The sequence below is a fragment of the Petrotoga mexicana DSM 14811 genome, assembly GCF_002895565.1.
In the GTDB taxonomy this organism is placed as follows: domain Bacteria; phylum Thermotogota; class Thermotogae; order Petrotogales; family Petrotogaceae; genus Petrotoga; species Petrotoga mexicana.
This window is the reverse complement of record NZ_AZRN01000006.1, coordinates 78,295-93,300: the sequence shown is the minus strand read 5'-3', so window position 1 is coordinate 93,300 and position 15,006 is coordinate 78,295. Positions and strand designations below refer to the sequence as shown.

The 15,006-nt window shown below is 33.9% G+C and carries 14 protein-coding genes; 7 read left to right on the top strand and 7 right to left on the bottom strand.

The features are described from left to right. Positions 1-57: 57 nt before the first annotated feature. The 7 genes from purB to X927_RS02420 form a co-directional block, all read right to left on the bottom strand. The gene (purB, locus tag X927_RS02450) at positions 58-1,353 is read right to left on the bottom strand and encodes an adenylosuccinate lyase (protein ID WP_169925100.1); all 1,296 of its coding nucleotides are present in this window, start codon (positions 1,351-1,353) and stop codon (positions 58-60) included. Further along, entirely contained in the window at positions 1,346-2,170 is an 825-nt protein-coding gene (gene proC, locus X927_RS02445; RefSeq protein WP_103076523.1) for a pyrroline-5-carboxylate reductase, read from the bottom strand. Before proC ends, purB begins: the two co-directional genes overlap by 8 nt. A gap of 1 nt (position 2,171) precedes the next feature. Next, entirely contained in the window at positions 2,172-3,422 is a 1,251-nt protein-coding gene (locus X927_RS02440; protein WP_103076522.1) for a glutamate-5-semialdehyde dehydrogenase, read from the bottom strand. Between the two features lie 110 nt (positions 3,423-3,532). After that, positions 3,533-3,835 carry a PadR family transcriptional regulator gene (locus tag X927_RS02435; protein ID WP_103076521.1) on the bottom strand — a complete coding sequence of 101 codons (303 nt, stop codon included), beginning with the start codon at positions 3,833-3,835 and terminating at the stop codon, positions 3,533-3,535. Between the two features lie 48 nt (positions 3,836-3,883). Continuing rightward, entirely contained in the window at positions 3,884-5,032 is a 1,149-nt protein-coding gene (locus X927_RS02430; RefSeq protein ID WP_103076520.1) for an MFS transporter, read from the bottom strand. 53 nt (positions 5,033-5,085) lie between these two features. Next, positions 5,086-5,877: an ABC transporter permease gene (locus X927_RS02425; RefSeq protein WP_103076519.1), complete on the bottom strand. Its 792-nt coding sequence runs from the start codon at positions 5,875-5,877 to the stop codon at positions 5,086-5,088. Further along, positions 5,861-6,505, bottom strand: coding sequence for an ABC transporter ATP-binding protein (locus X927_RS02420; protein ID WP_169925099.1), 645 nt, complete (start codon positions 6,503-6,505; stop codon positions 5,861-5,863). Before X927_RS02420 ends, X927_RS02425 begins: the two co-directional genes overlap by 17 nt. A 133-nt stretch (positions 6,506-6,638) precedes the next feature. Here X927_RS02420 and X927_RS02415 point away from each other — a divergent pair, with 133 nt between their 5' ends. From X927_RS02415 to gatB, 7 genes are all read left to right on the top strand, one after another. Then, positions 6,639-7,211: a flavin reductase family protein gene (locus X927_RS02415; protein WP_103076517.1), complete on the top strand. Its 573-nt coding sequence runs from the start codon at positions 6,639-6,641 to the stop codon at positions 7,209-7,211. Then, positions 7,204-7,710 (top strand): hypothetical protein, encoded by a 507-nt coding sequence (locus X927_RS02410; protein ID WP_103076516.1) that lies wholly within the window; start codon positions 7,204-7,206, stop codon positions 7,708-7,710. Before X927_RS02415 ends, X927_RS02410 begins: the two co-directional genes overlap by 8 nt. A 93-nt stretch (positions 7,711-7,803) precedes the next feature. Then, positions 7,804-8,838 carry a phenylalanine--tRNA ligase subunit alpha gene (locus X927_RS02405; protein WP_103076515.1) on the top strand — a complete coding sequence of 345 codons (1,035 nt, stop codon included), beginning with the start codon at positions 7,804-7,806 and terminating at the stop codon, positions 8,836-8,838. Between the two features lie 45 nt (positions 8,839-8,883). Beyond that, on the top strand, positions 8,884-11,316 hold the full coding sequence (gene pheT, locus X927_RS02400) for a phenylalanine--tRNA ligase subunit beta (RefSeq protein ID WP_103076514.1): 2,433 nt from the start codon (positions 8,884-8,886) through the stop codon (positions 11,314-11,316). 193 nt (positions 11,317-11,509) lie between these two features. Next, complete coding sequence (locus tag X927_RS02395; protein WP_103076513.1) at positions 11,510-12,190, top strand: rhomboid family intramembrane serine protease; 681 nt, start codon at positions 11,510-11,512, stop codon at positions 12,188-12,190. Between the two features lie 18 nt (positions 12,191-12,208). Next, positions 12,209-13,579, top strand: a complete 1,371-nt coding sequence (gene gatA, locus X927_RS02390) for an Asp-tRNA(Asn)/Glu-tRNA(Gln) amidotransferase subunit GatA (RefSeq protein ID WP_425440360.1) — start codon at positions 12,209-12,211, stop codon at positions 13,577-13,579. Then, on the top strand, positions 13,569-15,005 hold the full coding sequence (gatB, locus tag X927_RS02385; protein WP_169925101.1) for an Asp-tRNA(Asn)/Glu-tRNA(Gln) amidotransferase subunit GatB: 1,437 nt from the start codon (positions 13,569-13,571) through the stop codon (positions 15,003-15,005). Before gatA ends, gatB begins: the two co-directional genes overlap by 11 nt. Position 15,006 lies beyond the last annotated feature (1 nt).

Genomic DNA, 15,006 nt, shown 5'->3' with positions numbered 1-15,006 from the left:
CCCCGCTCCCCACCCATAAGGATAAAAGTTCTTTGCCTTTTGCCCCGCTCCCCACCCTTAAAGTTCAAACCTTTCGTAAATTTTGTTTATATTTTTTAGATAATAATCAGGCGAAAATATATCTTCAAAGGCTTCTTTCTCAGAAAATTTTGCATTTACTCTGTTATCTTCCAATAAAATTGCTTTAAAATCACGCCTTTCATTCCAAGCTTTCATAGCGTTTTCTTGAACTATTTTATAAGCTTCCTCTCTACTTACCCCTAATTCAACTAACTTTAGCAACACCCGTTGAGAATAAATTAAATTATACGATTTTTCTATGTTTTCTTTCATTCTATCTTTGTGAACAACTAAGTTTTCAACTAAGTAATTTGCTTTATTCAACATGTAGTAAGTAAGCATTGTTGCATCCGGTATAAACACTCTTTCTACAGACGAATGAGAAATATCTCTTTCGTGCCATAAGGAGATATTTTCATAAGCAGAAGATAAGTAAGATCTTAGCATTCTTGACATCCCCGTCAACCTTTCACACAATATGGGGTTTTTCTTATGGGGCATCGCTGAAGAACCCCGTTGCCCTTTTTTAAAAGGTTCTTCTATTTCCAGGACCTCTGTTTTTTGAAGGTGCCTGATTTCTATAGCAAGTCTTTCTATACCGCTTCCTATCATAGCTAAAACACTGAAAAATTCAGCGTGAAGATCCCTTGGTAAAACTTGAGTAGATACTTTACAAGGTCTGAGGTTGAGTTTTTTCAAAGCGATTTCCTCTACTTTTGGTTCTATGTTAGCATAATTTCCAACCGCTCCGCTGAGTTTTCCTTGGGAAATGTTATCTATAGCCTTTTCTAATCTTTCTTTGTTTCTCTCTTCTTCCGCAACAAATCCTAAAATTTTTAATCCAAAAGATGTTGGCTCAGCGTGTACCCCATGGGTTCTTCCAACTATAATAGTATACTTGTGATCCACAGCTAGTTTTTTGAGATTAGCTATGTATTTAGTTAGCTCATCAAGAATAGTCTCTCCTGCCCTTTTTATAGCTAACGATAAAGCTGTATCGACAACATCCGACGATGTTAAGCCTTTGTGAAAGTATCTTGCCTCATCTCCCATATCTTCAGTTACCACTTTTATAAAGGCTATCACGTCATGATCCACTATTTTTTCTGTGTTTAATATTTTTTGAACGTCTAATTTTGCTTTTTGTCGAATATTTTGGGATGTACCTTTGGGAGCAAGGTTCAGTTCTTCAAAGGCTTCTGTTACAGCTACTTCTACTTCAAGCCATCTTTCGTATTGGGCATCTAAAGTCCAAATGTCTTTAATTGGAGAAAGAGAGTACCTTTCAATCAATATCAACACCTCTTTGTGAATTCAGTTCTTTTGACCGTATAGTTGCTTCTTTTACAGCGTCCATAAGGATGCCTCGTAAACCATGAGATTCTAAAACTTCTATTCCTTTTATTGATGTACCTCCTGGGGAAGTAACCATATCTTTTAACTCTCCAGGGTGTTTCTGTGTTTCTAAAACCATTCTTGCAGCGCCAAGTAAAGTTCTTGCGGCAAATTCAGTGGAAAGCTCTCTAGGTAAACCCATTAGAACACCACCGTCGGATAAAGCCTCTATCATAATATAGACATATGCCGGTCCGCTCCCACTTAAAGCTGTTATCGCGTCCATCATATATTCTTCAACCAAATATACCTTTCCAACACTTTCCAAAATCTTCTTAACCGTTCTCAAATCATTTTCGTCAACGTTCTTCTTTTTACTTATAGCAATAACGCCTTCACCAACTAAAATAGGGGTGTTGGGCATGGCTCTTATTATCTTTGATGAAACTGGTAAAGCTTTATCCAAATGGCGCAAACTTACTCCTGCAGCTATTGATATAACTATCTTGTTTTCACAAAAAGGACTTATTTCCTCCAATACTTCATCTATTACTTGCGGTTTCACCGCTAAAAGAACGATGTCAGATTCTTTCACCGCTTTTGCATTATCGGACATAGTTTTTATGTCACAGTAATTAGAATTTCTTTCAGAATCGTATTCAAAGACATCTGTTCCGATTATTTGTTCTCTTTTAAGTGTTTTTGTTTGGATTAAACCTTTTACTAACGTGCTTCCCATTTTTCCCAAACCTATCACACACAGTTTTTCATCCATACTATCTAACCTGCCCGTTTCCCAAGATAATGTATTTGGTGGTTGTTAACTCGTTGATTCCAATCGGTCCTCGAACATGCAATTTTTGTGTACTTATACCCATTTCCGAGCCGAAACCGAACTCTTCACCATCGGTAAATCTCGTTGAAGCATTGACGTAAACGGCTGCAGAATCTATTTCGTTTAAGAATTTTTGCGCGGTAGTATAATTCTCGGTTATAATTGCTTCAGAATGCTTTGTACTGTACTTGTTTATTTGATTTATGGCTTCTTCAGTACTATCAACTATTTTAACTGCCATTATGTAATCTAAATATTCAGTTGACCAATCTTCTTCTTGTGCCGGTTTCATTTGAGGTATTATTTTCAAGGTTTTTTCGCAGCCTCTTAATTCTACTTTCTTTTCAAAGATTGAGTATATTTTTGGTAGAAACTCTTCTGCGATATCTTTGTGGACCAATAATTTTTCTGCTGCGTTACAGACGGAGGGTCTGCTCATTTTAGCGTTTTCAACGATTTTAAGTGCCTTTTCAAGATCGGCTTGTTTATCAACATACACGTGACAGTTCCCCGCCCCCGTTTGTATAACAGGGATCATAGAATTTTCAACCGTATTTTTAATTAAAGATGGACCGCCTCGAGGTATCAGCACATCGATGTATTCGTATAGTTTCATCAATTCATCAACAGCTTTTCTATCTATAACCTCAATGAACTGCACTATATCCTTTGAAAAACCAGCTTTTTCAATAGCTTGATGGATAATCTTCACCAAAGCGTTGTTAGAATGAATCGCTTCAGAACCACCTCTTAATACTACACAGTTACCCGATTTTATACATAATGCTGCTGCATCTACTGTTACATTTGGCCTGCTTTCATATATAATGGCGATTACCCCTAAAGGGACTACCATCTTTCCAATCATCAATCCGTTTGGCCTTTTCCACATTTTAGAGATGTTACCAACACTACTTTGAAGTTGTGCCACTTTTTGCACACCTTTAGCCATTTTGGTGATTCTTTCTTCGTTCAGTAACAGCCTATCTAAAAGACTGCTTGACATCCCAGTGTTTTTAGCAACTTCGACATCCTTTTGGTTTTCTGATATTATATAGTTTTTATTGGCCATTAGCTCTTCCGAAATATAGTTAAGAATTTTGATCTTATCCGTTTCAGAAGTTGAGCTAAAGTTTCTTGAAGTATCTTTAGCCTTTTTTGCCTTGCTTAAAACATACTCCTGTAAATTCACAATTTTGCCCTCCCTCTCTTGATTTTCTCCCCGTTTTTTTTTATGTTTTTTAATTATATCATAAGTTGTTGAATGTGAACGTAAAGGCAAAGCTCACCTTTTTTATATAATTATATTATTTCATGAAATAGTTCTTTTACTTTTGCTTTTAATTCCTTTAATAGATTTTCTCCTTGGCTTGTAATAGAGTAATATATCCTTTTTTTACCTTCTACTATTTCAGTTCTTTTAGTGAGAAGATTTTCTTTTTCCATCTTGTGTAGTAAGGGATACAAAGTACCTGGGCTTATATTGTAACCGTGCCTTTTTAACTCAGAAATCATCCAGCTTCCATAGATTGGAGCTTTTTGTGCATGGTGCAATATATGTATTTGAATTAAACCATTCAAGATTTTATTTAAATATTTATTCATTTTAATGCGATCGTTTGATTCTTTTATGACTATTTTCCCCCTTTCGTTTTAATTAACTGCATTACCAAGTTTAGATTTGAGAAGGAAAAGAGTAAAAACAGCGGCACTTTCTACTATCATGGAAAAGATAACCAAACTAACGATTGTATGATCATACAAGACCCCCATAATAGCACTACCTATGAACCAAAAAAAGCCGAAGATAGCGTTAAAAAAACCATATGCGGTTCCTCTTTTCTCAGGGGTGACAATATCGGCTACAACAGATTTTAAAATCGATTCTTGGGCTCCCATTCCGATTCCCCACAAAATAACGCCTAAGATCACTACCAATGAAGAGTTAGATAAAAATGAAAAGGGAGAAAAGAATATTGAGAGACTGGAAGCAATTATGAGGCTGGTAACTCCTACTTTATCGTAAAACAAACCAAAGATCAATGCAGAAACAGCATCAACTCCCATAGCTATCGCATACATAAAAGGTATCATAGTTGGACTGAAAATATCAATTCTTTGAAAATGGAACGCCAACAAAGGAAAATCTGCGAAACCTGCTGCAATTAAGGAGATGGCTACTAAGTACAACCAGTACGATTTTGAGATCCCCTCAAAGTTAATCATCTCCTCTTTCACTTCAAATTTCTCGGGTTGTGGAAAGTTCAATCTACTAATTAACAGCAAGATTAAAGTAATCAATGCAGGTATCAATAATATTGCAAATGCGAATCGGTAGTTTGCTAACTCATCCCCTGACTTGAATAATAGAATCAAACTTAAAATAACAGGTCCTGAGACAGCTCCAATTTGATCAAGGACCTCTGCTATGGCAAATCCTTTACCACTTCCCACATTTCGCGCTGCATAAGACATAAGGGTATCTTTCGAAGGCTTTCTTATAGCTTTTCCTGTTCTTTCCATAATTATTAGCATAGCTGCTATTTCCCATCTTCCGGCAAGAGCCAATAAAGGAACCGCGAATAAATCCATCCCATACCCTAAAAAAGTGAAAAGCCAATATCTACGAGTTTTATCACTTAAATAACCAGTTAACAATCTCAAACCGTAACCTATGAACTCGCCTAAACCTGAAATGATTCCCACCGCAGTTGCACTCGCTCCTAATAAACCTAAATACGGACCGATTAAACTTCTTGCCCCTTCATGTGTGATATCTGCAAATAAACTCACAATTCCCATAGCAACTATAAAACCGATAGCCGTTTTTTTCGTTTTAGAGCACCTTCCTTTGTTTATTTTTTAAAGATATCTTCGCGAAGTATCCCATACTCATCGAAGCTACTTTTCATTGTGAATAATATTGTTAGGGTTACGGAAAGAGAGACCGACGTTAAAATAGCTACATATATGGCGATTTGGTATTTTATAGCTGTTTGTGGAGACGCCCCTCCCAAAATCTGACCTGTCATCATTCCAGGTAGATACACGATTCCAACTGTAGCCATGCTTGCTATGGTTGGTCTAAGAGCAGATATCAATGCGTTCCTTAAATATGGAAGTGTGGCTTCATAAACGGTAGCCCCATTTCCCAAAGCAAAAAAATATCTCTGTTTATTTCTTTCTATATCTTTGTAAAAATTACTAATTCCAATAATATCTCCTGTTAAAGCGTTACCTAAGAGCATTCCGCCAAGGACAACGAAATATCTTGCTGTGAAAATGTTGTTCAATCTTAAAATTATAAAATCAAAGTAAAAAAGTACAATAAAATTTGAAATAGCAAGGGCAAAGAATACAGGCCAAATGAACCTTTTGAAATTTAAACCGCTACTACCAATCACTCGAAATACAGCAAAAGAGATCATAAAAAATAGCCAGCCTATATTCAACCATGTATAATCAAATTGGAAAAGATATACTAAAATTAAAGACATGATGAAAAGCTGGATGCTCATCCTGATCGTTGAAATTAAAGTATCTCGAGTTATTTTTAAATTAAAAATATAACTCAAGATAATGGGGAAAAATATTAATAAATAAGCCATTGCAAGTGAAAATAAAGAAATATCAGTTGTAGGTTCCATTATTATTCCCTCCCATCTCTATTATATTCAAACCTTCTTTATTTAACCATTCTTGATCATGAGATATTGCAATCAAAGTCCACTCTTTTTTTGATAGTAAATATTCTATGACTTTATTTTTCATCTCTCTATCCAGAGAAGAGGTAATCTCATCCAATAAGTATAACTTTTTGTTTAAAAATGTAAAGATAGATATCAAAACTCTTTGTTTTTCTCCACCTGAAAGTGATTGGAAATCTTTATCTAAAATATTTTCGTGTAGTTCAAAAAAATCGAATAATTTTAGTAATTCTGATTCATTGAAAGATTTTTTAAGATTTATTTTATAATTCAATATAGTACGAATTATTTCTCTTACGGTTCCATCAGCAATATCTAATTCCTGCCCAATATACACAGCATCTCTTCTTAAATCCCATACATTTTTACCATTCAACTCTTCATTTTTGTATAGTAATTGTCCTTCGTCTGGTTTTATGAATCCTAAAAGTAGTCTAAAAATAGTGGTCTTTCCAATTCCAGATTTTCCAAAAATAAGTGTTTTACTCCTTTCTTGAACTTTGAGATTAAAATTTCTTAGGATGTACTTATCTTGGAATTTTTTTGAAACATTTTTAAATTCAATCAAAATTATTCCCTCCATATATCTAATATCGATATCGAAAGACGATATTTATATTATAACTCTTTTTTTCAAATTGTCAATAAAAATGTCAGATTTTTCTATTGTTATGGTATAATTTTCTTCTGGAGGGATAAGTGTGAATATTAATCGATTCAGTGAAAATATCGTTATGCCTGTGTGCTTGGTCACTATTAAGAGTGGTTCTTTTGTTAATTCGATGACTGTGGCTTGGAGTACACCCCTTTCGTCAAATCCACCTCTGTTTGGATTTGCTATTAAAAAACAAAGATATACTTACCCCATGTTAATTAAGGAAAAAGAATTTACAGTCAGTTTTTTACCGTATGAGAAATCGGAGTTATCCGTAAAAGTTGGACGGATTTCTGCAAGAGAAGGTGATAAGCTCTCGGCAGCAGGAGTTAAGGTGAAAGATTCTGAATTCGTAAATTCCCCCTATATTGTTGATGGTTATTTTTCAATGGAATGCACGTTAGAAAATTCTTTTACTGTCGGAGATCATGAATTAGTTGTTGGAAAAGTGATTGCTTTGCACAAAAATGAAGGATCATTAGAAAATTTAAAACCCTTGTTGTATCTAAGTAACGATACTTTTTCGACTCTTGATGCGACTAAAATTGAAAAGATCGATACTAAGAAAGTAATCGACGAGATTCGAAAAACAATAAAAAGAGGTGTGCAAGGTGATTGAAGAAGAAATTTCAAATAGCATCATTTTAGATATTGTAAAACCTTCTATCACCTTCCCAGAAATTAAGTTGGAAAAAGGGAATTCGTTAGGGTTATATACCACTAATACGGAATTAATGACCTCATATTTCTTTAAGTTAATTTCAGAACCTGAAAAGTACGCAAAAGAAGTTAAAATAAATGGATTTCTTGCAAACGGAATAAATTGGGTGGGAAGATCTTTTACACATATAGTGGTTCCTCAAATTTGGAAAGATAGCATATACAACATACTTAAAAACAAACCTAAAAGGCGTCATTTGATATTTATAGGAGCTAGAAAGTGTGATATTAACTACGATGAGCTTTCTGACATTTCAATGATTATTTCTTATTATAAAAAGGATTGCAGTATATTGGTGATAAGTGATTCTGTGGAACTATTACAAGCAACCACTGACAAGGTAGTTAATATGTTGGGAGAACCTATCGTATATGAATCAAAAGATTTTTTCAATTGATATTTTAGAAAAAAGCGATTTTTTGAAATAAGATTTTGATTTTAAAAGGGCTACAGGGCAACAGCTAGATTTTTAAAATTTAGGAGGATTTTGATGGCTTTAATAATAGACAAAGATGAAATCATAGGTACTTTAAAAAGAGAACTACAAGAAATAACAAATATGCAAGAATTTCAAAATCTAAAATCTAAATATTTAGGTAAAAAAGGTTTAATCAAGTCTCTAATGAACAATCTTAAAGATATCGACGATGTAGAATTAAAAAAAGAGTATGGTAAAAGTGTAAATGAATTGAAAGAAGAATTAGGAACTATTTTTGATGAAAAGTTGAGTGAGTTGGAAGAAAAGGAAAGGGAAGAAAAGGAGAAAAAAAACTGGGTTGATATTACGATTCCTGGGGCTCGTAGAAAGGTTGGGAAAGAAAATTTAATCACAAAAACAAGGAAAGAAATAGAAGAAATATTCATTGGAATGGGTTTTTCAGTAGCTGAAGGTCCAGAAATAGAGAATTCTTGGTACAATTTTGATGCGCTTAATACCCCTGAATGGCATCCTGCCAGAGAAATGCAGGATACTTTTTATTTATCTTTGGACAAAGAAAAGCTATTAAGAACGCATACTTCTCCCGTTCAAGTGAGAACTATGTTGAAAAGCAAACCGCCTTTGGCCATAATATCCCCTGGAAGGGTATACAGAAAAGATGAACTAGACGCCACGCATTCCCCCGTTTTTCATCAGGTAGAAGGGTTGTATGTTGATAGAAATGTTTCCGTTTCCCATCTAAAAATGTATCTTGAAGTTTTTGCTCAAAAATTTTTTGGGAATAAAGTTTCGATATTGTTACGCCCAAGCTATTTCCCTTTTACCGAACCGAGTTTTGAGGTAGATATCAGTTGTATCTTTTGTGGAGGAAAAGGGTGTAATGTTTGTAAAAATACTGGTTGGATAGAAATATTAGGAGCCGGTTTAGTTCATCCAAACGTTTTTCGAAGTGTTAATTACGATCCAAAAGTATGGCAAGGTTTTGCTTTTGGAATGGGAATTGAAAGAGTGGCGATGTTGAAATATAACATTCCAGATATAAGAGAATTTTATAAAAATGATGCAAGATTTATTGAAAGTTTATAATCAACTATCCATCATTGACAAGCAAAATTTTAGAGGGAGGTAACAATGAAAGTATCTTTAAATTGGCTTGAAGATTATATAAAAGTCACAAAAAATATCGAAGAATTAGTAAAAGAGATAAAACTTCACTCTGTAGATGTAGAAGGTTTTGAAAAAATGGGGAATAATCTTAATAATATAACAGTTGGAGAGATTAAGGAAATAACCCCAGTTGAAAATGCTGATAATTTAGTAATTTGTAAGATAGACGTGGGGAAAGAGATCAAAAATATAGTCACTGGGGACCTTACGGTTAAGGTTGGAGAAAAAGTTCCAGTTGCACTTCCTGGGGCGACTTTAGCAAACAATATAAAAATAGAAGAACGAGAGTTCAAGGGAGTAATCTCTCAGGGAATGATGTGTTCTTTGAAGGAATTAGGTATATCTAGTGATGCGGATAAAATTTACAGAATAATAGATGATGTTCCGAATGGAACAGATTTTGTAAAATTTTTTGATCTGTATGACCACGTTTTAGAGATAGAGATACTTCCCAATAGACCTGATTTACTTTCTTATTTAGGTGTTGCCAAAGAGTTAGAAACGATAGATTGTGGTGTAGGATTTAAATTACCTGAGTATATAAAAATTAGTAAAGGTGACGGGTTTCCCGTAAGAATAGAATATGAAAAATGTAATCGATATATGGCAACAGTTGTAAAAGATGTAAAAGTTGGACCATCCCCAATGTGGCTTGTTAAAAGGTTGGGAAGATCAGGAATAAGAAGTATAAACAATATTGTAGATATAACGAACTATGTAATGTTAGAAACAGGTCACCCTATCCATGCATTTGATTTAGATCTTATAGGGGATCAAATAATTGTTAGAAAAGCTAAAAAAGGTGAAAAAATCCTTCTTTTAGACGGTAAAGAGTACACCATGGAAGGAGCAGAAACACTTATAACCGACGGTGATAACATAATTGCACTTGGAGGCATAATGGGGGGAGAATTAAGCGGTATCAACGAAAATACGAAAGATATCTTACTAGAAGTTGCCCATTTTGATCCTGTTAATATAAGAAGGTCTTCCACTTACCATAAGATAACCTCTGATTCTTCGTATCGTTTTGAAAGAGGAGTTGATCCAAACAATAGTGAGATGGTAATGGGTAGATTGATTAAATTGATTAACGAATTGGCAGGGGGAAAAGTAGACGGACCTACAACGGATATTTATCCCGAACCTATAAAAAATAAAGAAATATCGATTAAAAAAAGTTATATAAACAATAGATTGGGAAAAGAATTAGCAGAAAAAGAAATTGAACAAATATTAAAAAAATTAGATTTCCCTTTCACAAAAGTGGAAAAAAGTTCACACCAGAAGGAAATGGAAGATGTAAACAAGAAAACGAATTTATCCTTTGATACAATAGATGAAGAATGGAAGGTTTCTATTCCTACAAAAAGGCCAGATATTACCCAAGAAATTGATCTTGTTGAAGAGGTTGGTAGAGTTTATGGCTACTCAAAAATACAGTCTGCTTTCCCAAATCTAAATGGAATGATAGGAAGTAAGGGAGATTTTGTTTCTTTTAAAGAGAAGGTAGCGGATATTATGTTGGCTAACGGTTATCATGAGGCAAAGACCTTTCCATTGAACAATGGCAATAGAATGTGGATGGAAAGCGGATTGGATTTAAAATTGATTAATCCTATCTCCTCAGAATTAGAATACATGTCATCCAAATTGATATATGGTTTATTGGATTCAGCTTCATTTAATTATAGAAATCAAATAAAAGATATAAAAATGTTCGAAATTGATAAAGTTTTCCAAGCAGAGAAAGGTAGTGAGACAGGTGCCAAGGAATTTACTAACCTTGCCTTTGTGGCTACGGGAAGAGAAAATAATGATGATTTCACAGATAAGAGAGAGGTTACATTTTATTCTGTAAAAGGTGCTTTAGAAAACTTGTTGAATGAATTCCATGTAAAAGTAGAATACGTAAGAAACGATCAATCTGGTTTTTTGAAAGCACAAAGTGCTCTTTTATTTATTAACAGTGAAGAAGTTGGCTTTTTAGGTTTACTTGATCCAGTGATAGCCGATAATTATTACGAAATAAAAGATCCAATATATATCTGTGAGATTAACTTAAACAAAATATTTGAAGGTAAGAAGGAAATAAAAAGAGAATTCAGAAAAGTAGATTTTCCTGCTATCAAAAGAGAGTATTCTATGATTGTTCCACTAAACATTGAATTTAAAGAGATTCAAGAAATAATAATAAATGTGGCAGATATTGTAGAAGATTTTAAAATTTTTGATGTTTACAGAGGAAAAAACATAGAAGAAGATAAAACAAGTATAACCGTTTCAATAGTTTATAGATCAGAAAATAAAACTTTGACGGAAGAAGAAGTCAATCAAGTCGAAAGATCTATTTTAGAAAGTTTGAACAATAAAGGGATCAAACTTCGAGAAAGCTAGGCATAAGATTGACCTAGATATAGATAATAGACACTTTAGTAATAAAAAGATTTTCAAAAATAAAATTTTGATTTTTAAAGGGTTACAGGGCGGAGCCTTCCCATCCAATTGTGGGTGGGATGCAGGGCGAAGGGGTGCTAAAGTAAGTTTTAGAATTTATAAAGACAGTAATAGATAAAGAAAGGAGAAAGAGATGCAAAGAAATGTCACAAGTTACTTAATAATGTTGAATGTTTTAATATTTATAATGATGTTTTTATTTGGCGGTATAAGCGCTTTTTCTAACCCACGTATATACATACTTTTTGGTGCCCAACTAGGTAATTTAATCACAGCTGGAGAATGGTTCAGACTGATTACTTCAATGTTTGTTCATGGTGGCCTATTTCACATATTTTTCAATATGATCGCTTTATTTTACGTGGGTAACTTAGTTGAAAGGGCTTATGGAAAAGAAAGATTCATTTCTATATACATGTTATCAGGTATTTTTGGTAATCTTTTAACCCACTTATTTTTACCCAGTGCAATCTCTGTAGGAGCATCAGGTGCAATATTCGGATTGATAGGCCTACTTTTTGGAGCGGGATTTAGACACGATACCCCTACTATATTAAGACCTGTAACAGGTACCGCTCTACTCCCAATTATCTTAATAAACGTGATCTGGGGATTCTTACCGGGTGCTAATATAAACAATTTTGCCCATTTAGGAGGATTAGGGATAGGTTTTACCTTTGGCTGGTTAACACCTATAAGGTACACGAAGAGGAGTTACCAAACATGGAGAACGCTTTCTTACTTGTCTTACGGATTAATTATTGCAAGTTTTATTTTACTTTTGATATTCGATTTTAGATATTACATATTTTAATTAAAACTCTTTTTTGAGGTGATATATTTGACCCTAGACGATTTGGTTGGTAAAAATGTTATAGAAGAAAGAATCAAAAGGATTTATGAAAGAGATAAAGAAATAAATTCGGTTTTAAGAATAGAAAAGGTAGAAGGCAACAAAGATGGCAATTACTTTGGCATACCTTTTTTGGTCAAGGATAACATATTAGTTGAAGGTACAAAAACAACAAACGGTTCTAAAATCCTTGAAAATTATAATTCCCCTTACACCGCAACTGCCGTTGAAAAACTTTTAAAAGCAGGTTTTACAGTAGTAGGGAAAACTAATATGGACGAGTTCGCCATGGGTAATACCAACGAGCATTCAGCCTTTGGACCTGTAAAAAATCCTAAGAATTTAAACAGGGTTCCAGGGGGTAGTAGTGGAGGTTCAGCTGCAGCTGTAGCAGCAGGATACGTTCCATTTTCTTTGGGATCCGATACTGGGGGATCGGTAAGACAACCTGCCGCTTTTTGTGGTGTTGTAGGATTTAAGCCTTCATACGGTATGATATCACGATACGGTTTAACAGCCTTTTCATCTTCATTGGATCAAATAGGTGTTTTTGCAAATAATGTTAAGGACGTCAGAACGGTTACAGAAATTATGAAAGGAAAAGATCCCAAGGATTCAACCACATTGGAGCATGATAAAGATCTCGTAAAAGATGTAGATATTGATTTATCCCAAACTAAAATTTGCATTCCAAAGGTTGTTTACCATGAAAATGCAGATGATAATGTAATAAAACAATTTGAAAGGGTTATTAACTTTTTGAGAAGCAAAGGAGCAAAAGTTGATATAAAAGATATACCAGAACTGGAATATTCAGTAGCTATTTATTATATAATAGCTCCTGCTGAAGCCTCATCCAATCTTTCAAGATACGATGGAGTCAAATACGGATTGAGGAACCATGCCTTAGGTTTAAATAAAATGTATAAAGCTACCAGAGAGGGTGGCTTAGGAATAGAGGTAAAAAGGAGAATAATGATGGGGACTTTTAACCTTTCTTCTCTTTATTATGATCAATATTACTCAAAGGCCTCAAAAGTAAGAAAATTGTTGAGTAACAAAATGAAGGAAATTTTGAATGATTATCATTTGATAATGACCCCCACATCTCCTGTTCTTCCACCAAAGATAGGGGAAAAGTTAAAACCTTTAGACTATTATTTAATGGATATTTTTACAATTCCTGCGAATTTAACTGGGTCACCTGCCATAAGTATTCCCTTTGGTGATGTCCAAGGGTTACCTTTTGGTATACAATTCATTGGTCGCTACATGAAAGATGAGGAACTATTAACTATAGCAGACAATTTCTTTAAAGAGACCCCTAGGGAGTTGAAAAATTATGTATAAAACCATTATAGGATTGGAAATACACGCCCAATTACTAACAAAATCTAAAGCCTTTTGTTCATGCAGTACAGAACATTTTGAAGCTGAGCCGAATATTAATATTTGCCCAGTGTGTACGGGGCAACCTGGAACATTGCCGGTATTAAACGAAGAAGCGCTTAAACTTGCGATAAAAACTGGATTAATACTAAATGGGCAGATAAATAAGTTTTCTAGGTTTGATAGAAAGAATTATTTTTACCCTGATTTGCCAAAAGGTTATCAAATTACACAATATTTTCATCCCATAGTAAGTGGTGGATACATCGACGTTGAAGGCAAAAAGATAAGAATAAGAAGAATGCATTTGGAAGAAGATACCGCTAAGATGCTTCATGAAGGTGATCAAATTTCCTCTGCTCAAGAAAGTTTAATAGATTTTAATAGAGCAGGTATACCTCTTTTAGAGATTGTAACAGAACCGGATATTGAGACTCCTAAACAGGCAAGGATTTTTATGGAGAAATTAAGAAATTTGCTTAGGTACGCTGATGTTTCAACGGGTGATATGGAAAAAGGAGCCTTGAGATGTGATGCAAATATTTCTATTCTCAACCAAGAAAACAAAGAAATAAGTAAAAGGGTAGAGATTAAGAATATAAACTCATTCAAATTTGTAGAAAAAGCGTTAGAATATGAAAGAGATAGAATTATCAATAATTTAGAAAAAGGTGGAGAGTTAATACAAGAAACGAGAGGTTGGGATGCCAACAAAAAAGAGACATTTTCAATGAGAACAAAAGAAGAGGAAATGGACTACAGGTATTTTCCCGAACCAGATCTCCCTATACTGATTCTGAACGATGAACTTATTGAAACCGTTAAAAAACTCATTCCGGAAATGCCAGAAGAGAAAGCTAAAAGGTTTGTTTCACAGTACAATATACCTGAATATGATGCACAAATTCTCTCTTCAGACAAAGAGTTAGCTGATTATTATGAAAGATGTGTAGAATTGGCTAAGGATGCCAAATTTGTTAGTAATTTTATCTTAACTGAGTTATTAAGAGAGATGAAAGAAAATGAGGATAGTATTGAAACTGTAAAAATTAAACCCGAACATTTTGCAGAATTAAAAATGCTTTTAGATACGAATACAATTTCAACAAAGATCGCCAAAGATATATTTCCCGAGATGTATAGAACGGGTGATAGCCCTAAACAGATTGTTGAAAAGAAAGGTTTAAAGCAAATAGAAAACGAAGATGAACTAAGAAAAATAATTGAAAATGTCTTAAAAGAAAATACCGATAGTGTTGAAAAATATAAAAATGGGAAAAAGAAGCTGTTGGGATTTTTTGTCGGCCAAGTTATGAAAGAGACGAAAGGTAAAGCTAACCCCCAAAAAACAAACGAAATACTCAAAGAATTACTTGAAGATAATTGAT

Bases quoted from the DNA above. Each gene is read 5' to 3' on its own strand.
- proC (WP_103076523.1), bottom strand. From the start codon at position 2,170: ATGGATGAAAAACTGTGTGTGATAGGTTTGGGAAAAATGGGAAGCACG.
- X927_RS02435 (WP_103076521.1), bottom strand. From the start codon at position 3,835: ATGAATAAATATTTAAATAAAATCTTGAATGGTTTAATTCAAATACAT.
- X927_RS02430 (WP_103076520.1), bottom strand. From the start codon at position 5,032: ATGGGAATTGTGAGTTTATTTGCAGATATCACACATGAAGGGGCAAGA.
- X927_RS02425 (WP_103076519.1), bottom strand. From the start codon at position 5,877: ATGGAACCTACAACTGATATTTCTTTATTTTCACTTGCAATGGCTTAT.
- X927_RS02405 (WP_103076515.1), top strand. From the start codon at position 7,804: ATGGCTTTAATAATAGACAAAGATGAAATCATAGGTACTTTAAAAAGA.
- pheT (WP_103076514.1), top strand. From the start codon at position 8,884: ATGAAAGTATCTTTAAATTGGCTTGAAGATTATATAAAAGTCACAAAA.
- X927_RS02395 (WP_103076513.1), top strand. From the start codon at position 11,510: ATGCAAAGAAATGTCACAAGTTACTTAATAATGTTGAATGTTTTAATA.